Source organism: Rhizobium lusitanum, from assembly GCF_014189535.1.
In the GTDB taxonomy this organism is placed as follows: Bacteria; Pseudomonadota; Alphaproteobacteria; order Rhizobiales; family Rhizobiaceae; genus Rhizobium; species Rhizobium lusitanum_C.
This window is the reverse complement of the sequence record NZ_CP050308.1, coordinates 2,898,178-2,921,665: the sequence shown is the minus strand read 5'-3', so window position 1 is coordinate 2,921,665 and position 23,488 is coordinate 2,898,178. Positions and strand designations below refer to the sequence as shown.

Here is a 23,488-nt window from a genome sequence, read left to right as displayed (position 1 = left end):
CGGATGGGACGCATACTCGTAGCCAAGGATGTCGAAGCAGCCGTCAAGGGCGGCTCCGTTTATGCCGCCGGTGGCGGTGGCTGGGCCGATCATGGCCGCATGCTGGGCTATGCCGCCGTCAATGTCGGCAAGCCGGAACTGGTGTCAATCGACGAGCTCAATGATACCGACTGGATCGCGACGGCAGCGGCCATCGGCGCGCCGGCCTCCACGACCCCCTGGGAAATGCAGGGTATCGATTACGTGAAGGCCGTGCAGCTGCTGCAGGATGAGCTTGGCGAAAAGCTTTCAGGCCTGATCATCGGCCAGAATGGCAAGTCCTCGACGCTGAACGGCTGGCTACCTTCCGCCATCCTCGGCACCAAGGTCGTGGACGCAGTGGGCGATATCCGCGCGCATCCGACCGGCGACATGGGCTCGATCGGCATGGCCGGTTCGCCCGAACAGATGATCCAGACCGCCGTTGGTGGCAACCGCGCCGAAAACCGCTATATCGAGCTGGTAGTCAAAGGCGCAACGGCGAAGATCTCTCCGATCCTGCGCGCCGCCTCCGATCAGTCCGGCGGCTTCATCGCCTCCTGCCGCAATCCGCTACGGGCCTCCTATGTCCGCACCCATGCAGCACTCGGCGGGATCTCCATGGCGCTAGCGCTTGGCGAAGCGATCATCGACGCCGAAAAGAAGGGCAGCAGCGCCGTCATCGACGCGATCTGCAAGACGACCGGCGGGCATATCCTTGCCGAAGGCATCATCGCCAAGAAGGATGTCGTCTACACCAAGGAAGCCTTCGATATCGGCACCATCACGGTCGGCAGCGGCGACAAGGCTGTGACCATGCATGTGATGAACGAATACATGGCCGTCGAGGATAGCGATGGTAAGCGCCTGGCGACATTCCCCTCGGTCATCACCACACTGTCACCGGAAGGCGAACCTCTGAGTGTCGGACAGCTGCATGAGGGCATGCATGTCTTCATCCTGCATGTGCCGATGGACATTATCCCGCTCTCAGCCAGTGTGCTTGATCCGACGGTCTATCCCTCGGTCGAAAAGGCGATGGGGATCGAGATCGCCAAATATGCGCTCGCCGGCAAGAAAGGCTGAAATCAGGAGGCGCAGATGGCCCGCGACGCTGGTCTTGAGGAACTGCTGAGAGAGGATCTTGGGCAAAGGCCCGGGCTCAGCGAAAAAGCAATGTTCGGCGGTTGGGGCTTTCTGCTGAATGGCCATCTGCTTTGCGGCGCGCGCGAAGACGGGATGCTGGTGCGCCTTGGCAAGGGCAAAGATGCCTGGGCACTGGCGCTGCCTGATATCAAACGAATGCTGTCGCGCGAGCGGGAAATGCAAGGCTGGGTGCGCGCCGGACCGGAGGCCTATGGCAACGACATGCTGCGCAAGCGGCTGCTGATCGCCGCGCTGGACTTCGTTGAAGGCCTACCGCCGAAATAACAATAATCAGGGAAGGGAATTCCATGCCGAAAGCCAATCCACGTCATCCAAAATTCCCCATTCCGGGCGGCCCGGTGCTGCGCGCCAAGGGCTGGCGGCAGGAAGCGCTGCTGCGGCTGCTGGAAAACGTGCTCTCCGTCGGCGAGGACCCGGACAATCTCATTGTCTATGCCGCACTCGGCAAGGCGGCGCGCAACTGGGCGGCACACAAAGGCATCGTCAAGGCGCTGACCGAGATGGAGGAGGATCAGACGCTGCTGATCCAGTCTGGCAAGCCGATCGGCCTCGTCCGCACCCATGCGAAGGCGCCGCTGGTGATCATGGCCAATTGCAACATCGTCGGACAATGGGCGAAGGCGGAAGTCTTCTACGAATTACAGCGCAAGGGCCTGATCTGCTGGGGCGGGCTGACGGCCGGTGCCTGGCAATATATCGGCAGCCAGGGCGTCATCCAGGGCACCTACGAGATCTTCATGCGCATCGCCGAACGCCGCTTCGGCGGCGACCTCCTCGGCCGTTTCGTGCTGACCGCCGGGCTGGGCGGCATGGGCGGCGCGCAGCCGCTGGCCGGCCGCATGGCGGGCGCTGCCATTCTCTGCGTCGACATCGATGCGGAGCGGGCGAAAAAGCGCCAGGAGATCGGTTATCTCCAGGAGATTGCGCCGGACCTCGATTCGGCACTGGCGATGATCGACGCGGCGGTGAAGGAGAAGCGGGCGCTTTCGGTCGGTCTCGTCGGCAATGCGGCGGAGATCTATCCCGAGATCGCGCGGCGCGGCATCGTGCCGGATATCGTCACCGACCAGACCTCGGCGCATGATCTGGTCTACGGCTATGTGCCGAAGGGCATGAGCCTTGCCCAGGTCAAGGATCTGCGCGATGACGGCCAGGGCCAGTTGATGGCCGCAAGCCGCGCCTCGATCGTCGAACATGTCAAAGCCATGCTCGATTTCCAGAGACAAGGCTCTGAGGTCTTCGACAATGGCAACCTGATCCGCACCCAGGCGAAGGAAGGCGGCGTCACCAATGCCTTCGATATCCCGATCTTCACCGAAGCCTATCTCAGGCCTCTCTTCGCCCGCGCCATCGGCCCCTTCCGCTGGATGGCGCTTTCGGGCGAGGAAAGCGATATCGCGCGCATCGACGATCTGCTGCTCGAAATGTTTCCCGACAACAAGATCATCACCAACTGGATCAGGCTTGCCCGGGAGCATGTGCCGTTCGAGGGCCTGCCGGCGCGGATCGCCTGGCTCGGGCACGGCGAACGCACGGACCTCGCACGCCGGGTCAACGAGCTGGTGGCGAGCGGCGAACTCAAAGGCCCGGTCGCCTTCTCGCGTGACCATCTCGACGCCGGCGCCATGGCGCATCCTAACATCATGACCGAGCGAATGAAGGACGGCTCCGACGCCATTGCCGACTGGCCGCTGATCGACGCGATGATGCTCTGCGCTTCCATGGCCGACCTCGTCGTCGTCCACTCCGGCGGCGGCGGCTATGCCGGCTATATGACGAGCTGCGGCGTTACCGTCGTTGCCGATGGCACAGCCGAAGCCGACGAGCGGCTCGACCATGCGCTCACCAACGACACCGCGCTCGGCGTCATGCGCTATGCCGATGCCGGCTACGAAGAGGCGCTGGACGAAGTGGAGAAGAAAGATGTGCCCTATATCCGTCTCGGATAGGGACGGCTATTTTTCAACATTCCGACAGTTTATGGTCCGGGGCAATTCGAAATGACCTTGAGAGTTGCCCGTGATCCCCTGGACCCTGCTTGATACCGCGAAAATCCCCGATGGCGGCGGTGAGCTGCGCCTGAAGCAGCGCGGCCAGGAGTTTTCGATCATGCTCGGCGCCAATGAGCTGATGAACAGCCGCCTCAGCGGCTCGGAGCGGGCGCTTGCCACGCTTTCCTGCGAGAAGATCCAAGGTCGGGCCGCACCGCATATCCTGATCGGCGGGCTTGGCATGGGCTTTACCCTGCGGGCCGCCCTCGGTGAATTGAGCGGGGATGCCAAGGTCACCGTTGCGGAGCTGGTTCCGGCCGTCGTTGCCTGGGCGCGCGGGCCGATGGCCGCCGTCTTCGACAATTGCCTCGACGATCCGCGCGTCGCCATCCACGAGGGCGATGTCCGTCCACTAATACGCGCCAGCAAGGCGGCCTACGACGCCATCCTGCTCGATGTCGACAACGGCCCCGATGGCATTACCCACGAGGCCAATGACGGCCTCTACGACTTCAAGGGCCTGAAGGCCGCCCACGACGCGCTGCGCCCCGGCGGCGTCCTCGCCGTCTGGTCATCCGGCCCTGACCGGGATTTCACCCGGCGACTGCGCGACACCGGCTTTACCGCCGAAGAGATCAACACCCGCGCCAACGGCAAGAGGCGGTGCGCGGCATGTCATCTGGCTGGCGGCGAAGGCGGGGCGGTAGAAACCGCGACATTGAAATGATCGCTCAATTGCTATATATCAATGTCATATCTCAAGAGGAGTTATGGCATGGACACTGCAAAAATCTTCTGGTCCGGCCGCTCGCAGGCCGTGCGTTTGCCGAAGGAATTCCGGTTCGATACGGACGCGGTACGCATTCGGCGACAGGGACAAGCGATCATCCTGGAGCCGATTGTCGAGGATTGGAATTGGCTGGAAGCGGTCACGGGTCCCGTCGATCAGGATTTTGCTGAGGCGGCGACCGAGCAGCCGGTCGAGCAGGAGCGCCCCGAGCTGGATATTTTCAAGTGAAATACCTGCTCGATAGCAACGCCGTCATCGCTCTGATGAAAAGCCATTCCGGCTTCGTAGCCGAGATCCGCAAACACAAACCCCAGGATTTCGCTATTCCGGCAATCGTTGCGCACGAGTTGTTTTACGGCGCCTACAAAGGCCAGCGCGTTGTCGACAATCTCGCGCGCGTCGACGCCTTACAATTTGAAACGCTGGATTTCGACAGGGAGGATGCGCGCAAGGCCGGAGAAATTCGGGCGGCGCTTGCCATCATCGGCACACCGATCGGCGCCTATGACGTCCTGATCGCGGGCCAGGCGGTGGCTCGAGATCTGATCCTGATAACCCATAATGTACGGGAATTTCAGCGCGTCAAAAATCTGCGCTTCGAGGATTGGGAGACGGCTTAGAACCCGTCGCCCGCAGCGAGATAATTGGAAACCTCGATTAGATTATCGTCCGGATCACGAAAATAGACCGAGAGAATGGGGCCGGTTGCGCCGGTGCGGCGGACCGGGCCTTCTCCAATGGCGATACCCTCTGATGTCAGATGGGCGATGACATCGCTCAGCGGCGTCTCGCTGATAAAGCAGAGATCGGCGGAGCCCGGCGTCGGGCGCTTGGCCTTCGGCTCGAACTCGTGTCCCGCGCGATGCAGGTTGATCTTCTGGTTGCCGAAGGTCAGTGCCTTGCGGCCCTCGCCGAAGGTTTCCACACCCATGCCAAGGATGCGGGCGTAGAAGGTGCAGCTTTCCTCGATACTGGCGACCGTCAGCACCAGATGATCGAGATGGTCGATGCGGATCATGGTGAACCTCCAAACCCTGTTCTCTAGCGGCGAGCCAGTCTTGCCACCGCAAAGGCGCTGACAAGGCATGCGGCCAGCATGGCGAGGATGAACGCAACCACGGCCGACCAGCCATCGGCGAGCCAAAAATACCCGCCGACCGACCCGGCAATGCTGGAGCCAAGATAGTAGGCCAGCAGATAGAGCGACGATGCATGTCCTTTGGCCCCACTTGCAAGCCGGCCGACCAGCGCACTGGCCACGGAATGGGTGACGAAGAAGCCGATGGTCACCAGGATAATGCCGAGAATGACCAGCGGCAGCGGCGTGGCGAGCGTGACGGCAGCGCCAAGCGCAGTCACCAGTACGCCGGCGGGCAGAACGACGAAATGGCCGATGCGATCGCCGAGGATACCCGCCGCCCAGGAGGCAACGATGCCGAAGAGGTAGGCAGTGAAGATCAGGCCGAGTTCGGTCTGGTTGAGATCATAGGGATCGGCGACCAGCCGGAAACCGGCATAATTATAGACCGTGACGAAGGAACCCATGATCAGAAAGCCGATGGCAAAGAGCAACGGCAGCGCCGGATTGCGGAAGTGCCCGGCCCAGGCCCGGATATGGAAAGCGGCGTCGAAACCCCTACGCGGCGTGAAATTGCGCGACGGCGGCAGCAGGAACAGGAAACCGGTGGCTGCGATCAGCCCAAGCACGCCGACTGCGGCAAGCGCCGGACGCCAGGTGAAGAGTTCGGCGATCGTACCCGTGACCACGCGGCCAGCCATGCCGCCGAAGGCATTACCAGCAATATAGAGGCCCATGGCGCCGCCAAGGCCGCGCGGATCGATCTCTTCGGCGAGATAGGTCATGGCGACCGCAGGCACGCCGCCGAGGAGGAAGCCCTCCAGCGCGCGGAACACCAGCAAGGTCTGCCAGTTCGGCGCGACGGCGCAAGCAATGGTGCAAAGGGCGGCACCCAGCAACGAAATGAACATCAGACTGCGGCGGCCGAGGCTTTCGGAAACGGCGGCGGCGCAGAAGATCGCAAAGGCGAGGAAACCGGTCGAGAGCGATAGCGACAACGAGCTTGCCGCCGGCGTCACCCCAAAATCCTCGGCGAAGATCGGCATCAGCGGCTGCACGCAATAGAGCAGCGAGAATGTCGCGAAACCGGAGAGAAACAGAGCGATGGTCGCACGCCTGAATGCGGGCGTGCCACGCGTCAGGAATTGCCGGGCCTCGGAGTGCAGCTCGGTATCGACAAGTTTCAATTCGGGACGGGAGGGGACTTCGGAGATGACAAGATCTTCCGTTTGGACGGCGCGAGACATGAGGGCACAACCTTTCGTGACCTCAAACCTAGTCAAGCGGACATCATTAGTCCAATATATGGAACAGACGATTTCAATAGCTTTTGGAGATAGCGATGGAGCTGCGTCATATTCGCTATTTTCTGGCGCTGGCGGATGAGGGAAATTTCACCCGCGCCGCCGCCAAGCTCGGCATCGGCCAGCCGCCGCTCAGCCAGCAGATCCGCGATCTCGAAAACGAGGTCGGCGCGGCGCTATTTCACCGTGTTCCGCATGGTGCGGAGCTGACGGCGGCGGGCGAGGCTTTTCAGGTCGAGGCCAAGCTGGCCGTGGATGCGGCGGAGAAGGCCAAGCTTGCTGCCCAGCGCGCCAATCGCGGCGAGATCGGCCGCCTGTCGCTCGGCTTTACCGCATCGTCCGCCTTCAACACCATCGTCACCTCGACCATCCGCGAGTTCCGCAATCGCTGGCCGCAGGTGCGCCTGTCGCTGACGGAGATGAACACCAATGCCCTGACGGAGCGGCTGATGCGCGGCGAGATCGATGCCGCCTTCATCCGCCCCGGCCTGGAAGATCCGCGCAACGTCCGGCTCAAGCGCTTTGACGACGAGCCGATGCTGATCGCCTTGCCCGCCCATCATCCGCTTGCCGAGAAGGACCGCGTGCCGATCGCGGCGCTTGCGCACGAGCCCTTCATCCTGTTCCCGCGCATGGTGGGCCTGAGCCTCTATGACGATATCGCCGCCGCTTGTCGTGATGCCGGTTTCGAATTGCTGGTGACGCAGGAAGCGCCGCAGATCCCCTCGGTCGTCAATCTCGTTGCCGCCAATCTCGGCGTCTCCATCGTTCCCGCCTCGATCGCCCAGATCAAGCTAGACGGCGTGACCTACCGCCCGATCGACGGACCGCCGCTGGTGGCGCGGCTCGGGCTTGCCGTGTTGAAGGCGCAACGCTCGCCGGTCGCGGCCAATCTGATGAGCCTGATTGCCTGACTATCCCAAGGGATCCCAATAGGGTGGATCGCCGAATGCCTTTTTCAAATGATCGGCAATGGCGCGCAGCTTTGCGGAGGGATTGCGTCCCTCCGGATGCGCCATGAAGACGAATTCGGGTTCCGGCCGGCAACCGACATCGATTTCGACAAGTAGGCCCTCGTTGACGGACGGACCGGCGATGAAGGCCGGCAGCATCGCGATGCCCAGTCCCGCGATCGCCGCATCGCGGGAGACATCGCCATTGTTGATGCCCAGCGCCAGCTTTCCCCTGACGATGACGGCACCCTCCGGCCCCTGGAAACGCCAGTCGGCGACACCACGATTGGTGTAGAAAATTCCCCGGTGGTTCTCGAGATCGGACGGCGAGGCAGGCATACCGTGCCGTGCCAAATAGTCCGGCGAAGCGACGAGAAGCCGGCGACTGCGGGCAAGCGGCCAGGCGACGAGACGGGAATCGGCAATCAGCCCATGGCGAATGATCGCATCGTATCCATCGGAAGCAGCATCGACGCGGCGGTCATCGAGTTCGAGCGTCAGTTCGATTTCGGGATGGGCGGCCAGAAAAGGATAGAGCGCCGGGCCGAGATGCATACGACCGAAGGTGACCGGAGCGGCAATCCGCAACGGTCCGGCAAGTGTCCCACGCCTCTCAGCGAGATCGGCAGCGGCCTCACGCATTTCACGCACGATCCGCGTTGCCCGCTCCAGGAAGACGGTGCCGTCCTCTGTCAGCGTCAATTTACGCGTCGTGCGATGTAGCAGCGTGGCACCCAGCGTCTTCTCCATCTCCGCCAGTCGCTCGCTGACCACGGATTTCGACAGGCGCAACCGACGTGCGGCCTCGCTGATCGATCCCGCCTCGGCGACCGTTACAAAAGCAGTAAGCCCTTCAATCTTGAGCATCGTTCGGCAATTCCGAATTCGAGTTCCATGATTTGAAGACTAATCCGAACAATCGAAAAAGACCATCTTCTGTGCATCGGACGAAACAACGAACACGTCCTCACACAGGAGATGGAACAATGAACCGCTTGAATGGAAAAGTCGCGATAGTCACCGGCGCCAGCTCCGGCATCGGCCGCGCCACCGCAAAGCTCTTCGCCGCCGAAGGCGCCAAAGTGATCGTCGGCGCTCGTCGCGGCGCGGAACTGGAAAGCCTTGTCGCGGATATCAAGGCCGCAGGCGGTGATGCAGCCGCATTGGCCGGCGATGTGCGCTCGGAAGATTATCACAAGGCGCTGGTCGCGCTTGCGGTCGAGCGCTACGGCAGGCTCGACATCGCCTTCAACAATGCCGGCACACTCGGCGAAGCCGGCCCCAGCACCGAGGTTTCAGAGGCAGGCTTTGCCGATGCACTGGCGATCAACCTCACCGCATCGTTCCTGGCCGCCAAGCACCAGATCGGCGAAATGATCAAGCACGGTGGTGGCTCGGTGATCTTCACCTCGACCTTTGTCGGTCATACCGTCGGCTTCCCGGGCGTTGCTGCCTATGCCGCCAGCAAATCCGGCCTGATCGGCCTGACGCAGACACTCGCCGCCGAATTCGGCCCGCAGAATGTGCGCGTCAATGCCATATTGCCGGGCGCGGTCGACACGGACATGTATCGCGAGATGAACGACACACCCGACAAGCAGGCTTTCGTCACCAATCTGCATGCGCTGAAGCGGGTCTCTCGCCCCGAAGAGATTGCCCGCTCGGTCCTCTATCTCGCCTCCGACGATGCAAGCTTCGTCACCGGCACCGCCTCCCTGGTCGATGGCGGCGTGTCGATCACCCGCACCTGACCGCGGCTTCTACGGCGCGATGATCCGTTGCTGCAGGAATACATAAAGACAGGCCGCGGATCATTCTCGCGGCCTTTCCGTTCAGAACATCGTATTCGTGTTCGCCGACTTCTCCGGGATCGGCTGCACCGAGTCCCAATGCTCCTCGATCTTGTTGTTCTCGACACGGAAAATATCGACGATGGCGCTGCCCCTGTCGCCGGGTTCGCGAATGGCGTGCACCCTCAGGATTACATAATTGCCGTCGACCATTACCCGGGTAATTTCGCTCTTCGAATGCGGGTAGGTTTTCTTCAGGAACTCGATGAAACCGCGCAAGCCCTCGGGACCATCGGCCGCCAGCGGGTTGTGCTGAATATATTTGCCGAGATATTTGGAGGCGGCCTCGAAATCCTTGTCGTTCAACGCCTTCTGATAGAAATCCAGAACGATTTCCTTGTTCTTCTGCTCTTCCGGCGAATAGGCGCGCTCGGCCAGGGCAGGCATGGCGGCGGCCAGAATCGGGAGGGCGATCATCACGACCTTCATCAGTTTCAAGGCTTTACTCCTTTGGCGAACAATCTCTCCATGCTCGCCGACCCGGCGAAGCGTCGCAAGTGACAAAGCCGTGATTTCCGGCTGACCACGACTGGCGATTGCCTATTGTCTGCCAAAGGCTTAGGCTCACTGCCATAAAAACAAGCGACGGGTTCGAGCCATGGTTCTCGCGGGAAAACGCATTCTTCTGATCATTTCCGGTGGTATCGCGGCCTATAAGAGCCTCGATCTCATCCGGCGGCTGCGCGAGCGCGGCGCGAGCGTCCGCCCGGTCATGACCGAAGGCGCCCAGCAATTCGTCACGCCGCTTGCCGTCGGTGCGCTGGCGGCCGACCATGTTTTTACCGATCTATTCTCGCGGCAGGACGAGCAGGATATCGGCCATATCCGGCTGGCGAGGGATTGCGACCTGGTGCTGATCGCACCGGCAACCGCCGATCTGCTGGCGAAGATGGCAAACGGGCTGGCAGACGATCTTGCCTCGACAATCCTGCTCGCAACCGACCGGCCCGTGCTGGTGGCGCCGGCGATGAACCCGAAGATGTGGGCGCATGCCGCGACGAGGCGCAATGTCGAGATATTGCGCGGCGACGGCATTCGCTTTGTCGGCCCGATGGTCGGAGAAATGGCTGAGAGCAAGGAAAATGGCGCCGGCCGCATGGCCGAGCCGCTGGAGATCGTCGCCGCCGTCGAGATGCGGCTGGATAATGGCGCAAGGCCGCTTGCCGGCCGCAAGGCCGTGGTTACCTCGGGTCCGACGCATGAGCCGATCGACCCCGTACGTTATATCGCCAACCGCTCGTCCGGCCGGCAGGGCCATGCCATCGCCTCGGCGCTCGCAGCCCTTGGCGCCGATGTCACCCTCGTTTCCGGCCCCGTCTCCATCCCCGATCCAACCGGCATGCATGTCGTCCATGTCGAGCGCGCAGACGAGATGCGCGATGCCGTGCTCTCGGCCCTTCCGGCCGATATCGCCGTGATGGTCGCCGCCGTTGCCGACTGGAAGGTCGCTTCCGCCTCCGATCAGAAAATCAAGAAGCATCCGGGCGAATCTATTCCCACGCTGGCGCTCACCGAAAATCCCGACATACTGAAAACCGTGGGACATCACACGCAGCGGCCGAAGCTCGTCATCGGCTTTGCTGCCGAAACACAGGATGTCGAGAACAACGCCAAGGCGAAGCTGGAGCGCAAGGGCGCCGACATGATCGTCGCCAACGATGTCTCACCCTCCACCGGCATCATGGGTGGCACGCGCAACCGCGTGAAACTCGTCCGCCATGATGGCGTCGAGCAATGGCCAGACCTCGACAAGGACGAGGTGGCGGCACGGCTGGCGGCGCTGATTGCCGAACACTTCAGGCAGGGATAGCAGCAGCCGTCCTGGGCTCGGCAGAAGTACGCTTTTCCGGCTGGAAGGGCGTGACATGCACACCCATATCGTCGATCAGCACGGCGCTTCCGTCCGGAATTTCCGTCCAGGCATCGACATCATCGTTCAGCGGCTCGGACACCAGGCAATAGCCTGACCCGACAGGCGAGGCATAAAGCGTCGGTGCCTTGCGGTCGGTGGCGTAGCGCACCGCATGCAGCGATTTTCCATCGGAAAAGGCGGCCGTGAAGCGCACCAGCGCCGAACCGGTCAGGTGGACCGACAGGCCCTCGACGAAGCTGATGGTCTCGGAGATTGCCGCGACCGGGTTAGACATGAGGCCGAATTGCAGCGCCAGCAGGAACATCAGCTCGGAATCGGTGGTGCCGCTGCGCGCCTGAAACAGGTGATCGTCGAGCATGGCTTCCATCGGCCGGCGCAGACGGTCGAAATTGGAAATCTGGCCGTTGTGCTGGAAAGCCCAGTTCTCATGCACGAAGGGGTGGCAATTGTCGCGCCGAGTGCCGCCGCCGGTCGCGGCGCGGACATGGGCGAGGAAGAGCGGCGAGCGGATCTGCCGCGCCAGGCTTTTGAGATTGCAGTCGGACCAGGCCGGAAGGATATCGCGGTAGCGGCCCGGTTCCGGCCGGTCGCCATACCAGGCGATGCCGAAGCCATCGCCGTTGGTCGCCGTCTTGGCGCGCGTGGCACAATGGGATTGTTCGATCAGGGAGTGAGCGGGCGAAGACACCAGCTCCTCCAGATAGAGGGGGTCTCCACGATAGGCTGCCCAACGACACATATGTCTTTTGCTCCAATTCCCGCTGGCTTCCTGTCTCGCGGGACGATGTCAAATCTAAGGACGATTGTTCAGCGGAATGGGTAATAAACTGTTAATTTCCGACTGCTTCGACCATCAAGATGACAGATATTTGACGCGTCGTCCGATCACACTTTTGCGTCGCAGCATTTTTCTTTTGTGAACGGCGTTCTCCGGAAGGTCGCGCTTGCCTGACGTAAAAGCCGAATGAGGTCGTTGCGTTTCACTGCGAAAAGAAGCGTGAAATGCTTCTTCCACCCGCCCTCTTGCATCCGATGAAATTTGAGCTACCTTAAGATCATTATCAACGTAACGAAAGGAAGGTGATCCAATGTCTAGTGAGATTTCGGTCCTCGTATCAGGCATGGAAATGGTTGTGAGCGTAGCGGGGCAGCCCTCGCTCTGATCAGAGCCTTCCGGAAGCGGTCTACGCTTCAGGCCAGTTACGGGCCAAAACTCATGAAAGGGTCGCTTCGTGCGGCCCTTTTTTGCGTCTGGTGATTGCCGATATCGCGGCATTCGGGACTGCCGTTTTCCAAGATAAGCCATGTCGCGGGCGTTTTTTTACTTGCCGAATGGGAAGAGCGCCTTAGCTAACCCTGTATGACTTACCAGGAACAGCCCGAACAGGGCGAAGCCAAACCGGCGCCGTCGAACGAACCGGCGCTTACTGCACTCTCAATGTATCCTGATCAATGGGCACTGTTTCTCGACATCGATGGAACCCTGCTCGATCTTGCGGAGACACCGGAAGCGATTGTCGTTCCTCTGTCCCTACCCTTCGCGCTTCACGCCCTCTCTCGCAAGCTCGGTGGCGCTTTGGCGCTGGTGACGGGTCGCTCGGTTGCCTTTGTCGATCCCCTGTTTGCTCCTTTCCGCTTTCCGGTCGCAGGCCTTCACGGTGCTGAACGGCGCGATGCGGCGGGACGATTGCGGCGTGCGTTGATCCCGCCTGCCTTTCAGGAAATGAAGAGTGCGATCGCACGGGAGGCGGAAGCCTGGCCCGGCGCGCTTGTCGAGGATAAGGGCGCCGCGATCGCGGTTCACTACCGGCAGGCGCCGGAGCGTGAGGCCGACATTGCCGAAGCGATGCAGCGCTATCTCGATGAGGCCGGCTCGGATTGGGCCCTGCAGCGTGGCAAGTCGGTCGTCGAGATCTGCCCGGCGCGCGCCGGCAAGGGTCATGCTATCGAAGCCTTTCTTGGCGAAGAACCATTTATCGGGCGGAAGCCGCTTACGATCGGTGACGACGTCACCGACGAAACCATGTTCGCCGCCGCCAACCGCCTCGGCGGCCAGTCCGTGCGCATCGGCCCGCCAAACGACAAAACACTGGCGCGTGCATCCATTTTCTCGCCTGCGCGTTTAAGAGACATACTCGCGTCCCTCGCGGCATAGGCAGCTTTGCTGCCACCCTGCCGTATTAGATTTGAAAGGACCGCCCGTGAGCCGTCTCATCGTGATTTCCAATCGTGTCTCCGTTCCAGATAAGAAAGGCACCGCCGCCGGCGGTCTGGCCGTGGCCCTGCGAGCCGCACTTGAAGAACATGGCGGCATCTGGATGGGCTGGTCCGGCAATTCCAGTGGTGACAAGGAGCCGGAACCGCTGGTGATGACCGACCACGGCAACATCACCTATGCCCTGACCGATCTCACCCAGACCGATGTCGAGGAATATTACCATGGCTTCGCCAACCGCGTGTTGTGGCCGATCTGCCATTACCGGCTGGATCTTGCCGAATATGGCCGCAAGGAGATGGACGGCTATTTTCGCGTCAACCGCTTCTTTGCCCATCGCCTCGCGCCGCTGATCAAGCCGGACGACGTCATCTGGGTGCATGATTATCATCTCATTCCGCTGGCCGCCGAGCTCAGGCAGATGGGCCTGAAGAACCGCATCGGCTTCTTCCTGCACATTCCATGGCCGCCGGCTGATGTGCTTGCCATCATGCCCGTGCACCAGGAGATCATGCGCAGTCTCTCCGCCTACGATCTTCTCGGCTTTCAGACGGATCACGATCTCGAAAACTTCGCCAGTTGCCTCAAGCGCGAGGAAATCGGCGACGAAATCGGCCCCGGCCTCTTTAGTGCCCATGGCCGGACGTTCCGCGGCGGGGCCTATTCGATCGGCATCGAGACCGCCGCCTTCGCAGACTTCGCCCGCAAGGCAGCGAGCCACAGCATGGTGCGCAAGGCCCGGCAGAGCATCGAGGGCCGCGACCTGATCATCGGCGTCGACCGGCTCGACTACTCCAAGGGGATCACCCAGCGCATTGAGGCTTTCGAGCGTTTCCTCGGCGACAATCCGGCCTATCAGCGCCGCGTCACCTATCTGCAGGTCACGCCGAAATCACGCTCCGAGGTGCCGGAATACGAAGCGATGCAACAGGCCGTCGCGGAACAAGCCGGTCGGGTCAACGGCGCGATCGGCACGGTCGACTGGGTGCCAATCCGCTATATCAACCGCTCGATCAGCCGCCCGGTGCTGGCCGGCCTCTATCGGCTGGGCAAGATCGGCCTGGTGACGCCGCTGCGCGACGGCATGAACCTGGTTGCCAAGGAGTACGTGGCCGCACAGGACCCGGACGATCCTGGCGTGCTGGTGCTATCACGTTTCGCAGGCGCCGCCCGCGAGCTGAAAGGCGCGCTGCTCGTCAATCCCTACGACATCGAGGGAACCGCCAACGCCATAGCGCGGGGGCTCACCATGCCGCTGGAGGAGCGGCAGCGGCGCTGGCAGAGCATGATGGATCATCTGCTGGAATATGATGTCGTGCGCTGGTGCAACGATTTTCTGAAGGACCTGACGGAAGAGATTGCACCGCCGGTCAATCAGGTGACATTGCGGCTAGTTCCGTGACCAGCCAGTCCGTTAGCCGGGCAGTATGCATGCCCGGCGACTTCGGCGGCAGAAGCCAGTAGCCACGATCCGGTGTCTCCAGCATCGGACCGGCGGTTACCAACATGCGCCCAGCCAGCAACTGATCCACCAGGCCCATCCAGCCGAGCGCCAGCCCCTGCTCGCCGATCGCCGCCTGCACCACCAGAGAATAGGTGTTGAACCGCAGATCACCATGGCCGGCATAGGTGTCCCTAATGATGCCAAGTTCGGCGAAATAACTCTTCCAGTCGAACCAGGGCGATGGCGCTTCCGTGTCCAGATGTATGAGCGTTGCCCGCACCAGATGACCTGGATCGTTGAAAGGGCCGTATTTGTCGACAAAGCCTTGCGTACAGACCGGCCCTACCTTTTCAGGCAACAACAATACTGCCTCCTGCCCAAACTCCTGGCGCGTACCGAAAACGACGGCGACATCGCTGCTATAGGATTGGCCAGGCTCGTGTCGCTGCGTGGCGACGATCTGAATATCCAGCTCCGGATAGGCCGAGCGAAACCGATGCATGCGCGGGATCAGCCAGAGTGCTGAAAAGGCGTAATCGGTCCGGAGCCGCACCACCGGGCGTTCGGCTTCGGCGCGAAAGCTGTGCACCAGAGAATCCACACCACCGACCGCCTTTTCGGCGATCTCCAACAGGCGGCGGCCTTCCGGCGACAGTTCGACACCGCGATGCTGGCGATGGAAAAGGGCGACACCCATCTGCTCCTCGATCCGCCGGATCTGATAGCTGACCGCCGGCTGCGTCAGTCCGAGGCTCGTCGCTGCCGATGACAGGCTGCCCGCGCGGCCCACCTCGACAAAAATCCGCAACCATCCGAGATCCACCGGCCGTTCAGCCATAAAATTTCCTTTTGGCATCTATCGAAAAAAGCAAGCTTTACAGGCTCGATGCTACTGATGTTCAATAAAATCAGCAAATAGTAAGAGAGAACCGTATCTCTTTCGGCCTCCCATCCCGCCCAAGGAATTCCAACATGGCGCGTCCGAACATTCTCATCCTGATGGTCGATCAGTTCAACGGAACCCTGTTTCCCGATGGCCCAGCCGATTTTCTCCATGCGCCCGTGCTGAAAGCGCTGGCGGAACGCTCCGTCCGCTTCGCCAACAGCTACACGGCAAGCCCACTCTGCGCCCCGGCGCGGGCCTCCTTCATGTCCGGGCAATTGCCGAGCCGCACCCGCGTCTATGACAATGCCGCCGAATTTGCCTCTGATATCCCGACTTTTGCCCATCATCTGCGCGCTGCCGGTTATCAGACGGCGCTTTCGGGCAAGATGCACTTCGTCGGACCGGACCAGATGCACGGCTTCGAGGAACGGCTGACCACGGATATCTATCCCGCCGATTTCGGCTGGACGCCGGATTATACCAAGCCCGGCGAGCGCATCGACTGGTGGTATCACAATCTCGGCTCGGTGACCGGCGCCGGCGTCGCCGAGATCACCAACCAGATGGAGTATGACGACGAGGTCGCCTATCACGCCACCCGCAAGCTGCTCGACCTGTCGCGAGGGCAGGATGAGCGGCCCTGGTGCCTGACCGTCAGCTTCACCCATCCGCACGACCCCTATGTCGCCCGCCGCCGCTTCTGGGATCTTTATGAGGATTGCCCGGCGCTCGACCCCGAGGTCGGCGACATCCCCTTCGATCAACAGGACCAACATTCGCAGCGCTTGATGAAAGCGAGCGATCACGAGGCCTTCGACATCACGCCGGAACAGGTCCGCCGGGCGCGGCGCGGCTATTTCGCCAACATCTCCTATGTCGACGAGAAGATCGGCGAAATCCTCGACGCGCTGGAGCGCGGCCGCATGGCCGACAATACCATTGTGCTGTTCGTCTCCGACCATGGCGACATGCTTGGAGAGCGCGGGCTGTGGTTCAAGATGAACTTCTTCGAAGGTTCGGCCCGCGTACCGCTGATGATCGCAGCACCCAGCTGGAAAGCCCGTCGCATCGACCAGCCGGTATCGACGCTCGACGTGACGCCGACGCTGGCCGGTCTCGCCGGCATCGATATCGGCTCGCTCCGCCAATGGACCGATGGCGAGGACCTGGCTCCCCTCGCCCTCGGCACGGGAAGCCGTGGACCGGTGCCGATGGAATATGCGGCGGAAGGCTCTGAAGCGCCGCTCGTCGGCCTGCGCGATGGCCATTACAAGCTGGTGCTCTGCGACAAGGACCCGCCCATGCTCTTCAATCTCGAAGCCGATCCGAAAGAACTGACCAATCTCGCCGACGATCCCGCCCATGCGGAGGTCCTGGCGCGGCTGACCGCGCAGGCGATGCAGCGCTGGAATCTGGCCACCTTCGACGCCGCCGTGCGCGAAAGCCAGGCGCGGCGATGGGTGGTCTATGCGGCGCTGCGCAACGGCGCCTATTATCCCTGGGACTATCAGCCACTGCAGAAGGCCTCCGAGCGCTACATGCGCAATCATATGGACCTGAATGTGCTGGAGGAGAACCAGCGTTTTCCACGCGGGGAGTAAGGTTTCCTGTGGCCGGGCTTTGCCGGAGACGATATGGTCCGGCCAACATCAGGGAGAAAAGATCCATGAAAATCAGCGCACGCAACCGCCTCAAGGGCAAGGTCGTCGAAGTCACCAAGGGTGCGACGACCGCCCACATCCGCATCGACATCGGCAACGGCTCGATCGTCACCTCCTCGATCACCAACGAGGCGGTCGACGAACTGGGCCTGACGGTTGGCGCTGACGCCTATGCCGTCATCAAGGCGTCGGACGTCATGGTCGCCGTCGATTAAGTTTCACGCTTCTGACAATAGTGCGCCGTTCCCTCGTCGTCGGTGTGGAAATCACCAGGCTGCGGCGGCGCGATCGGTTTGAATAACGTCCGGTCCGGCTTCAAATCCAGAAGCGGCGTGCCGTCGAGGCAATCGAGGCCGCGCACGAGCAGGACAGCCCCCTCCACCGCTTCCAGCTTGACGATGGAGGTGCCGATCGGGTTTGGCCGTACCGGCGAGCGTAGCGAAAACGTGCCGTGCACCTTGCCGCTGCTGGCTGGGCTTTGCAGGACGAGATCGCGGCGTGAACGATCCAGCCAATAGAGAATTTCCAACCGCTCGAAAGCCTCGACGCCCTTCAGCGCTGGCCCCCAGGGCTCGAATATCTCAATACGGCAAAGCGGTCCGTCATGCCGCCCCTGACGCGGCGTCTCCATGCGGGAAGTCCATGGCGTCGAGATGCGGCCGATGAAGACAAGACCGGCATCGGTCGCGGCCGGCGGTTCGACCGCCACCTCGTTTTCGCGGATCTCATTTTCGCGGACCATGATTATCCCCTTCCGGAGCAAGAATGTTCGGCGGCTTGGCCAATATGGTTATGAAATCGATGAATGCCCTGAGCGGAGCGGGCACAAGGCGCCGCCCGGGATAATAGAGAAACGGCCCCGAGAAGGACTGCCACCACGATTCGAGCACGGGCTCGAGCGCGCCGCTGTCGAGATGCGGGCGCAGCCATTCCTCGAAAAGATAGACGATGCCGGTGCCTGCGATCGCGGCGTCCACGACAAGATCGGTCGCGCCGCCAATGCTGACGATGAGCGGGCCTGTGGGCGTGATCCGCACCACTTCGCCGTCACGCTCGAACTCGCAGGGCGGCATCAGGCCGCTGGAGAAACGACCACGAAGACAGGCGTGATTGATCAGCTCGCTCGGATGCTCCGGCCTGCCATGAAGGTCAAGGTACGAAGGTGAAGCGGCGGTGGCGAAGCGCTGGGTGCGAGGCCCGATCGGTATGGCGATCATGTCCTGCTCCAGCCGCTCGTCATAGCGGATGCCGGCATCGCAGCCGGCTGCGAGGACATCGACAAAGCTGTCCTCGGCGATGATCTCCAGCTGGATGTCGGGATAGGCGGCGAGAAAGGGCGGGACGATGGCAGGCAGCACAAGCCGCGCCGCGCTGATCGGCACGTTCAGCCGCAATGTTCCCGCCGGCCTGTCGCGGAAACCGTTGACCACGTCGAAGGCCGCCTCCATCTCCGACAGTGCGGGGCCGAGCCTTTCCAGCAATCGCTCTCCCGCCTCGGTCGGCACGACGCTGCGGGTTGTCCGATTAAGCAATCGCACACCAAGCTCGGCCTCAAGGCGGCGGACCGCCTCGCTCAAGCCCGAAGGGCTTTTGCCGCTCAGGCGCGCGCCCTCGCGAAAGCCCTTGGCACGCGCCACGGCGACGAATGCGCTCATGTCCAGCAGATCGATCTTCACTGTTCGCCACTCCGCACAGCCTGTGCGGATTGTACCGGATTATCACGCAAGGCAACAACGCCTATTTCTGGATGGACGTTAAAAAGGAGATATCCCATGTCCAGCATCGACCACTCCGGAACATTCACCCTTGGCGATCGCACCGTGAAGCGGCTCGGCTATGGCGCCATGCAGCTTGCCGGGCCTGGCGTGTTCGGGCCGCCCAGGGATCGCGACGCGGCGGTGGCCGTCCTTCGGGAAGCCGTTGCCAACGGCGTGAACCATATCGACACCAGCGACTTTTACGGCCCGCACGTCACCAATGAAATCATCCGCGAGGCGCTCCACCCATATCCCGACGATCTTGTCATCGTCACCAAGATCAGCGCTCGCCGCGGAACGGACGGCTCGTGGATCCCGGCGATGTCGCGCGAAGAACTGACGCAGGCCGTGCATGATAATCTGCGCAATCTCGGTCTCGATGTGCTCGATGTGGTCAATCTTCGCAGCATGCTCGATGTGTATGGTCCGGTCGAAGGGTCGCTGGAAGCGCCTCTGACGGTGCTCGCCGAACTGCAGCAACAGGGATTGGTACGCCATATAGGGCTCAGCAATGTCACGCCGACGCAAATCGCGGATGGCCGTAAAATCTGCGAGATCGTCTGCGTGCAGAACTTCTATAATCTGGCGCATCGCCATGACGACGCCCTAATCGACGCGCTTGCACGAGAAGGCACTGCCTATGTGCCGTTCTTCCCGCTCGGCGGGTTCAGCCCGTTGCAGTCGTCGACCCTCTCCGACGTTGCCGAACGCCTCGGTGCCACCCCCATGCAGGTCGCGCTCGCCTGGTTGCTTCGCCGCGCACCCAACATCCTGCTCATCCCGGGCACCTCCTCCGTCGCCCATCTGCGGGAGAATCTGAAAGCGCCCGAGATCAGCCTGCCGGACGACGCACTGGCGCAACTCGAGAGCGTGGCAAAGGCCAGCGCGACCTGAGAGCCGGAAGCTCCCGTTCCATGATCCCCAATATCACGCCGCCTTGAAGGCGTGATATTCCTTGATGGCAACCATTTTGATAGCCGGGTAACGTTCTGCTTCGTAGCGCAGCGAGAAGCCGTCCTGGGCGAGGAAGACCGGGTCGCCGTCGAGGTCGCGGGCGATATCGCCGCGCCGCGCGGTGAGGAACTTGTCGAGGTCGGCAGGCTGGTCGGCCGAGATCCAGCGGCAGACGGAGAAGCGCGACATTTCGAAGGAGACCGGCAGGCCGTATTCGGACATCAGCCGCTCCTTCAAGACGTCAAGCTGCAGCGCACCGACGACACCGACGATAGCGGGCGAGCCGTCTTCCGGCGAGAATAGCTGCACAACGCCCTCTTCCGCCATCTGCTGAAGGGCTTCCTTCAACTTCTTCGCCTTCATCGCATCTTCAAGACGCACACGACGCAGGATTTCCGGTGAGAAATTCGGCACGCCCTGGAAGACGAGAGACTCGCCTTCGGTCAGCGTATCGCCGATACGGAGCGTCCCGTGGTTCGGAATGCCGACCACGTCGCCGGCATAGGCGGTGTCGGCAAGCTGGCGCTGCGAGGCAAAGAAGAATTGCGGCGCGGTCAGGCCAAGCTGCTTGCCGGTGCGCGACAGGCGCGCCTTCATGCCGCGCTCCAGCTTGCCGGAGCAGATGCGGGCAAAGGCGATGCGGTCGCGATGGTTCGGGTCCATGTTGGCCTGGATCTTGAAGACGAAGGCCGTCATCTTGTCGTCGGTGGCGTGAACCGTCCTGATATCGGCGACCTGGTCGCGCGGCGGCGGCGCGAATTCGCCGAGCGCGTTGATGAGATCGCGGACACCGAAGTTGCGCAGCGCCGAGCCGAAGAAAACCGGCGTCATATGACCTTCCAAGAAGGACGCCCGGTCGAAGGGACGGCAGGCTTCGATGGCGAGCTCCGTCTCATCGATGAAGGCCTGCCGTTCGTTTTCCGGCAGCCTGTCGGCCACGGCTCGCGGGCCGTTGACGGGGGTCGCCGCCACTTGGGTGTCGGCGGCGCGAACGGTATTGTCAGCCAGATGATAGGAGCCGCAGAAGCTCTTCGCCCGGCCGATCGGCCAGGTGATCGGCGCCGTATCCAGCGCCAGCTTCTCTTCCACTTCATCGAGAATCTCGAAAGGATCGCGGCTTTCGCGGTCCATTTTGTTGATAAAGGTGATGATCGGAATGTCGCGCATGCGGCAGACTTCGAACAGCTTCAGTGTCCGGGGCTCGATACCCTTGGCGGCGTCGATGACCATGACCGCGGCGTCGACGGCCGTCAGCGTGCGATAGGTGTCGTCGGCAAAGTCCTCGTGACCGGGCGTATCGAGAATGTTGAAGACATTGCCTTCATATTCGAAGGTCATGACCGAGGTCACGACCGAGATACCGCGTTCACGCTCGATCTTCATCCAGTCGGAGCGCGTCTGGATGCGGTCCTTCTTCGCCTTGACCTCGCCGGCAAGCTGAATGGCGCCGCCGAACAGCAGCAGCTTTTCGGTGAGCGTCGTCTTGCCCGCGTCCGGGTGGGCAATAATAGCGAATGTGCGGCGGCGGGAGACCGCCTCGGCGAGACTTTCGGCCATGCGTGTGAATCCTGTGAATTGCGGCGTATCTAACGTTTCAGAGGCCGGATTGCAATTGACCTTGGACGCTCACGCGCAAACTAATGCCGCATGACCATACACACCGATACGCGCCCGACGCTGAACCTCATCCGCCTTGCCCATGGCCAGAGCCTCGATCTGCCCGCCTACGAGACCAAGGGGGCTGCCGGCATGGACCTGCGCGCGGCCGTCGAGGACAGCGCGACGCTGACCATCGCACCCGGCAAACGGGCGCTGGTGCCATCAGGCTTCATCTTCGAGATCCCCGAGGGTTTCGAGGCGCAGATCCGCCCACGCTCCGGTCTCGCCTTCAAGCACGGCATCACCTGCCTCAACACGCCCGGCACGATTGACAGCGACTATCGCGGCGAAGTGAAGGTGCTTTTGATCAACCTCGGCGAAGAACCGTTCGAAATCACCCGCGGCATGCGCATCGCCCAGATGGTGATCGCGCCGGTGACCCAGGTGCGCGTTGCCGAGATTGCGGAGATCAGCGAAACCACGCGCGGCACCGGCGGTTTCGGCTCGACCGGCGTGTGATGGCAGATCTCGGGCAGCAATTCGGGCTGACCCTCCGGCAGGATTGTTTTGCCGATCCGGTTGCCTGGACCGGCCTCGTCGATCTGCTGCGCGACACCTTCTCCATCGACATCAGCCTACAGGATCAATTCAGCGGCCCGGATCCGTCCAGCATGCCGTTCGGCTATTTCGACGCCAATAGCTGCTGCGTTGCCAATTTCAGTGCCTTTTCCATGCCGATGATCATCAATGGCCGTGCGGTCAAGGCGGCAGGTTACCAGTCCGGCGCGGTCCGTCCCGAGTGGCGCGGGCGGGGACTTTACCGCGACCTCATGCAGCGGGCCTTTGAGCGAACCCAGGCCGAGGGCTTCGAACTCGATATCCTGCTGACGGACAAGCCGGTCCTTTACGAGCACTGCGGTTTCAAGACTGTCCCGCAACGCATCTTCGCCGGCCGACCGCCGAAAATGACCGGGCGGTTCCCACGCGCAAGACCGCTCTCCCTGGAGGATGCGGGAGACCGCGATCTCCTGAAGACGCTGCTGCAAAGCCGCGTCCCCGTTTCGCACCACTTTGCCGTGGCCGGCCAGATGGAGATGTTTTACCTGAATGCGTGCTTCGATCCGGATATCCGGCTGACACTGGTTGAGTATACCACCGTTGTCGCCTGGAAATTCGATGGCCGTACTCCCCGGATTCTCGATGTGGTCGGCGCCGCCATTCCCTCTCTGGCCACGATCCAGTCCGCCCTCGGTATTCCTTCCATGCGGATCGAGGTTTGCTTCCCCCGGACCAATTGGACTGGCAGGGTATGGCCGAATCCTATCAGGCTCATACCTCGCTGATGATGCGCGGCGCGGCCGCCGATGATATCGACGGGCCGATCATGCTGTCGCCAATGGCGGAATTTTAGCGCGAAAGCGGTGGTAGCCGTCGTTTGACCGGGGTTGCCTTGATCATCGACGTATTCGTTTCGGCGCGTTCGGTGATCTTGTCGAGGATACCGTCGAGGTCGCCCATCGAGCGGACCACAAGCCGGCCGATGAAACAGTCTTCGCCAGTGACCTTGTCGCATTCGATGAATTCCGGCGTCTCCTGAATCAGGCGCTGGACCACATGCAACTGGCCGGGCAAAGGCCGGATACGCACGATAGCTTGCAGGAAATATCCGATCGCCTCTGGCGCGATATCCAAGGTGAACGCCGCGATGACACCGCGCTCCTCCAGCCGGCGCAGCCGCTCGGCGGCACTCGGCGAGGACAAGCCCGCCACTTCCGCCAACTCCTTCAGCGAAATCCGGGCATTGCGCGCCAGCGCCTCCAGCATCCGCTGGTCGATCGCATCGAGCTCTATAGCCGCATTAGGTACACCCATATCCTCGCCTCATATAATTAGGCACATAGCCCATTACTCTTTATTCAAAATATATCATATGCGCACTGATAGCAAT

At 61.8% G+C, this 23,488-nt stretch carries 24 protein-coding genes and 2 pseudogenes; 16 read left to right on the top strand and 10 right to left on the bottom strand.

Features of this window, described 5'->3' with window-relative positions:
- The first annotated feature begins 3 nt into the window (after positions 1–3).
- From HB780_RS27800 to HB780_RS27775, 6 genes and pseudogenes are all read left to right on the top strand, one after another.
- Complete coding sequence (locus tag HB780_RS27800) at positions 4–1,104, top strand: thiohydantoin desulfurase (protein WP_183690994.1); 1,101 nt, start codon at positions 4–6, stop codon at positions 1,102–1,104.
- Positions 1,105–1,119: 15 nt separating this feature from the next.
- Positions 1,120–1,449 (top strand): TfoX/Sxy family protein, encoded by a 330-nt coding sequence (locus HB780_RS27795; RefSeq protein ID WP_183690992.1) that lies wholly within the window; start codon positions 1,120–1,122, stop codon positions 1,447–1,449.
- A gap of 23 nt (positions 1,450–1,472) precedes the next feature.
- The gene (locus tag HB780_RS27790; protein ID WP_183690990.1) at positions 1,473–3,134 is read left to right on the top strand and encodes a thiourocanate hydratase; all 1,662 of its coding nucleotides are present in this window, start codon (positions 1,473–1,475) and stop codon (positions 3,132–3,134) included.
- 70 nt (positions 3,135–3,204) lie between these two features.
- Positions 3,205–3,883, top strand: a pseudogene (locus HB780_RS27785) (spermidine synthase).
- 68 nt (positions 3,884–3,951) lie between these two features.
- On the top strand, positions 3,952–4,194 hold the full coding sequence (locus HB780_RS27780) for an antitoxin (protein ID WP_183690989.1): 243 nt from the start codon (positions 3,952–3,954) through the stop codon (positions 4,192–4,194).
- The gene (locus HB780_RS27775; protein ID WP_183690987.1) at positions 4,191–4,586 is read left to right on the top strand and encodes a type II toxin-antitoxin system VapC family toxin; all 396 of its coding nucleotides are present in this window, start codon (positions 4,191–4,193) and stop codon (positions 4,584–4,586) included. Before HB780_RS27780 ends, HB780_RS27775 begins: the two co-directional genes overlap by 4 nt.
- On the opposite strand, the gene HB780_RS27770 is transcribed toward HB780_RS27775, so the two are convergent.
- A complete protein-coding gene (locus tag HB780_RS27770; protein ID WP_183690985.1) occupies positions 4,583–4,984 on the bottom strand; it encodes a VOC family protein in 402 nt (133 codons plus the stop codon). The two genes, HB780_RS27775 and HB780_RS27770, sit on opposite strands and share 4 nt — an antisense overlap.
- Before the next feature lie 23 nt (positions 4,985–5,007).
- The gene (locus tag HB780_RS27765) at positions 5,008–6,291 is read right to left on the bottom strand and encodes an MFS transporter (RefSeq protein ID WP_183690983.1); all 1,284 of its coding nucleotides are present in this window, start codon (positions 6,289–6,291) and stop codon (positions 5,008–5,010) included.
- 95 nt (positions 6,292–6,386) lie between these two features.
- Here HB780_RS27765 and HB780_RS27760 point away from each other — a divergent pair, with 95 nt between their 5' ends.
- The gene (locus tag HB780_RS27760; protein ID WP_183690981.1) at positions 6,387–7,262 is read left to right on the top strand and encodes a LysR family transcriptional regulator; all 876 of its coding nucleotides are present in this window, start codon (positions 6,387–6,389) and stop codon (positions 7,260–7,262) included.
- On the opposite strand, the gene HB780_RS27755 is transcribed toward HB780_RS27760, so the two are convergent.
- Positions 7,263–8,168 (bottom strand): LysR family transcriptional regulator, encoded by a 906-nt coding sequence (locus tag HB780_RS27755; protein ID WP_183690978.1) that lies wholly within the window; start codon positions 8,166–8,168, stop codon positions 7,263–7,265.
- Between the two features lie 119 nt (positions 8,169–8,287).
- Here HB780_RS27755 and HB780_RS27750 point away from each other — a divergent pair, with 119 nt between their 5' ends.
- Positions 8,288–9,052, top strand: coding sequence for an SDR family oxidoreductase (locus tag HB780_RS27750; RefSeq protein ID WP_183690977.1), 765 nt, complete (start codon positions 8,288–8,290; stop codon positions 9,050–9,052).
- 81 nt (positions 9,053–9,133) lie between these two features.
- Here the strand turns inward: HB780_RS27750 and HB780_RS27745 are convergent, their stop codons facing one another.
- Positions 9,134–9,580 carry a nuclear transport factor 2 family protein gene (locus HB780_RS27745; protein ID WP_183697537.1) on the bottom strand — a complete coding sequence of 149 codons (447 nt, stop codon included), beginning with the start codon at positions 9,578–9,580 and terminating at the stop codon, positions 9,134–9,136.
- 169 nt (positions 9,581–9,749) lie between these two features.
- On the opposite strand from HB780_RS27745, the gene coaBC reads away from it, so the two are divergent.
- Positions 9,750–10,961 carry a bifunctional phosphopantothenoylcysteine decarboxylase/phosphopantothenate--cysteine ligase CoaBC gene (gene coaBC / locus HB780_RS27740; protein WP_183690975.1) on the top strand — a complete coding sequence of 404 codons (1,212 nt, stop codon included), beginning with the start codon at positions 9,750–9,752 and terminating at the stop codon, positions 10,959–10,961.
- Here the strand turns inward: coaBC and HB780_RS27735 are convergent.
- On the bottom strand, positions 10,948–11,763 hold the full coding sequence (locus HB780_RS27735; protein WP_183690972.1) for a class II glutamine amidotransferase: 816 nt from the start codon (positions 11,761–11,763) through the stop codon (positions 10,948–10,950). The two genes, coaBC and HB780_RS27735, sit on opposite strands and share 14 nt — an antisense overlap.
- 621 nt (positions 11,764–12,384) lie before the next feature.
- Between HB780_RS27735 and otsB the strand changes: the two genes are divergently transcribed.
- Positions 12,385–13,179, top strand: a complete 795-nt coding sequence (gene otsB, locus HB780_RS27730; protein ID WP_183690970.1) for a trehalose-phosphatase — start codon at positions 12,385–12,387, stop codon at positions 13,177–13,179.
- 46 nt (positions 13,180–13,225) lie between these two features.
- Positions 13,226–14,641: an alpha,alpha-trehalose-phosphate synthase (UDP-forming) gene (gene otsA, locus HB780_RS27725; RefSeq protein ID WP_183690968.1), complete on the top strand. Its 1,416-nt coding sequence runs from the start codon at positions 13,226–13,228 to the stop codon at positions 14,639–14,641.
- Here the strand turns inward: otsA and HB780_RS27720 are convergent.
- On the bottom strand, positions 14,610–15,521 hold the full coding sequence (locus HB780_RS27720; protein ID WP_183690966.1) for a choline sulfate utilization transcriptional regulator: 912 nt from the start codon (positions 15,519–15,521) through the stop codon (positions 14,610–14,612). The two genes, otsA and HB780_RS27720, sit on opposite strands and share 32 nt — an antisense overlap.
- Positions 15,522–15,655: 134 nt before the next feature.
- On the opposite strand from HB780_RS27720, the gene betC reads away from it, so the two are divergent.
- Together betC and HB780_RS27710 are read left to right on the top strand one after the other, a co-directional pair.
- Positions 15,656–17,170 carry a choline-sulfatase gene (gene betC / locus HB780_RS27715; RefSeq protein WP_183690964.1) on the top strand — a complete coding sequence of 505 codons (1,515 nt, stop codon included), beginning with the start codon at positions 15,656–15,658 and terminating at the stop codon, positions 17,168–17,170.
- 65 nt (positions 17,171–17,235) lie between these two features.
- Positions 17,236–17,445 carry a TOBE domain-containing protein gene (locus tag HB780_RS27710; protein ID WP_183690962.1) on the top strand — a complete coding sequence of 70 codons (210 nt, stop codon included), beginning with the start codon at positions 17,236–17,238 and terminating at the stop codon, positions 17,443–17,445.
- On the opposite strand, the gene tsaA is transcribed toward HB780_RS27710, so the two are convergent.
- Positions 17,442–17,972, bottom strand: coding sequence for a tRNA (N6-threonylcarbamoyladenosine(37)-N6)-methyltransferase TrmO (tsaA, locus tag HB780_RS27705; protein WP_183690960.1), 531 nt, complete (start codon positions 17,970–17,972; stop codon positions 17,442–17,444). The two genes, HB780_RS27710 and tsaA, sit on opposite strands and share 4 nt — an antisense overlap.
- A complete protein-coding gene (locus HB780_RS27700; RefSeq protein ID WP_183690958.1) occupies positions 17,956–18,906 on the bottom strand; it encodes a LysR family transcriptional regulator in 951 nt (316 codons plus the stop codon). Before HB780_RS27700 ends, tsaA begins: the two co-directional genes overlap by 17 nt.
- A 96-nt stretch (positions 18,907–19,002) precedes the next feature.
- Between HB780_RS27700 and HB780_RS27695 the strand changes: the two genes are divergently transcribed.
- On the top strand, positions 19,003–19,881 hold the full coding sequence (locus HB780_RS27695; RefSeq protein ID WP_183690956.1) for an aldo/keto reductase family oxidoreductase: 879 nt from the start codon (positions 19,003–19,005) through the stop codon (positions 19,879–19,881).
- A 33-nt stretch (positions 19,882–19,914) separates the two neighbouring features.
- On the opposite strand, the gene HB780_RS27690 is transcribed toward HB780_RS27695, so the two are convergent.
- Positions 19,915–21,498: a peptide chain release factor 3 gene (locus tag HB780_RS27690; RefSeq protein ID WP_183690954.1), complete on the bottom strand. Its 1,584-nt coding sequence runs from the start codon at positions 21,496–21,498 to the stop codon at positions 19,915–19,917.
- 90 nt (positions 21,499–21,588) lie between these two features.
- Here HB780_RS27690 and dut point away from each other — a divergent pair, with 90 nt between their 5' ends.
- Both dut and HB780_RS27680 read left to right on the top strand, forming a co-directional pair.
- Entirely contained in the window at positions 21,589–22,059 is a 471-nt protein-coding gene (dut, locus tag HB780_RS27685; protein ID WP_183690952.1) for a dUTP diphosphatase, read from the top strand.
- Positions 22,059–22,951, top strand: a pseudogene (locus HB780_RS27680) (GNAT family N-acetyltransferase). The gene dut and the pseudogene HB780_RS27680 overlap by 1 nt, the downstream one beginning before the upstream one ends.
- On the opposite strand, the gene HB780_RS27675 reads toward HB780_RS27680, so the two are convergent.
- Positions 22,948–23,412: an Lrp/AsnC family transcriptional regulator gene (locus HB780_RS27675; protein ID WP_183690950.1), complete on the bottom strand. Its 465-nt coding sequence runs from the start codon at positions 23,410–23,412 to the stop codon at positions 22,948–22,950. The pseudogene HB780_RS27680 and the gene HB780_RS27675 overlap by 4 nt on opposite strands.
- Between the last annotated feature and the right edge of the window lie 76 nt (positions 23,413–23,488).

Excerpts from the sequence above, each read along its gene's own strand:
- HB780_RS27800 (WP_183690994.1), top strand. The coding sequence starts at position 4 with ATGGGACGCATACTCGTAGCCAAGGATGTCGAAGCAGCCGTCAAGGGC.
- HB780_RS27795 (WP_183690992.1), top strand. The coding sequence starts at position 1,120 with ATGGCCCGCGACGCTGGTCTTGAGGAACTGCTGAGAGAGGATCTTGGG.
- HB780_RS27790 (WP_183690990.1), top strand. The coding sequence starts at position 1,473 with ATGCCGAAAGCCAATCCACGTCATCCAAAATTCCCCATTCCGGGCGGC.
- HB780_RS27780 (WP_183690989.1), top strand. The coding sequence starts at position 3,952 with ATGGACACTGCAAAAATCTTCTGGTCCGGCCGCTCGCAGGCCGTGCGT.
- HB780_RS27770 (WP_183690985.1), bottom strand. The coding sequence starts at position 4,984 with ATGATCCGCATCGACCATCTCGATCATCTGGTGCTGACGGTCGCCAGT.
- HB780_RS27765 (WP_183690983.1), bottom strand. The coding sequence starts at position 6,291 with ATGTCTCGCGCCGTCCAAACGGAAGATCTTGTCATCTCCGAAGTCCCC.
- HB780_RS27760 (WP_183690981.1), top strand. The coding sequence starts at position 6,387 with ATGGAGCTGCGTCATATTCGCTATTTTCTGGCGCTGGCGGATGAGGGA.
- HB780_RS27755 (WP_183690978.1), bottom strand. The coding sequence starts at position 8,168 with ATGCTCAAGATTGAAGGGCTTACTGCTTTTGTAACGGTCGCCGAGGCG.
- HB780_RS27750 (WP_183690977.1), top strand. The coding sequence starts at position 8,288 with ATGAACCGCTTGAATGGAAAAGTCGCGATAGTCACCGGCGCCAGCTCC.
- HB780_RS27745 (WP_183697537.1), bottom strand. The coding sequence starts at position 9,580 with ATGAAGGTCGTGATGATCGCCCTCCCGATTCTGGCCGCCGCCATGCCT.
- coaBC (WP_183690975.1), top strand. The coding sequence starts at position 9,750 with ATGGTTCTCGCGGGAAAACGCATTCTTCTGATCATTTCCGGTGGTATC.
- HB780_RS27735 (WP_183690972.1), bottom strand. The coding sequence starts at position 11,763 with ATGTGTCGTTGGGCAGCCTATCGTGGAGACCCCCTCTATCTGGAGGAG.
- otsB (WP_183690970.1), top strand. The coding sequence starts at position 12,385 with ATGACTTACCAGGAACAGCCCGAACAGGGCGAAGCCAAACCGGCGCCG.
- HB780_RS27720 (WP_183690966.1), bottom strand. The coding sequence starts at position 15,521 with ATGGCTGAACGGCCGGTGGATCTCGGATGGTTGCGGATTTTTGTCGAG.
- betC (WP_183690964.1), top strand. The coding sequence starts at position 15,656 with ATGGCGCGTCCGAACATTCTCATCCTGATGGTCGATCAGTTCAACGGA.
- HB780_RS27710 (WP_183690962.1), top strand. The coding sequence starts at position 17,236 with ATGAAAATCAGCGCACGCAACCGCCTCAAGGGCAAGGTCGTCGAAGTC.
- tsaA (WP_183690960.1), bottom strand. The coding sequence starts at position 17,972 with ATGGTCCGCGAAAATGAGATCCGCGAAAACGAGGTGGCGGTCGAACCG.
- HB780_RS27695 (WP_183690956.1), top strand. The coding sequence starts at position 19,003 with ATGTCCAGCATCGACCACTCCGGAACATTCACCCTTGGCGATCGCACC.
- HB780_RS27690 (WP_183690954.1), bottom strand. The coding sequence starts at position 21,498 with ATGGCCGAAAGTCTCGCCGAGGCGGTCTCCCGCCGCCGCACATTCGCT.
- dut (WP_183690952.1), top strand. The coding sequence starts at position 21,589 with ATGACCATACACACCGATACGCGCCCGACGCTGAACCTCATCCGCCTT.
- HB780_RS27675 (WP_183690950.1), bottom strand. The coding sequence starts at position 23,412 with ATGGGTGTACCTAATGCGGCTATAGAGCTCGATGCGATCGACCAGCGG.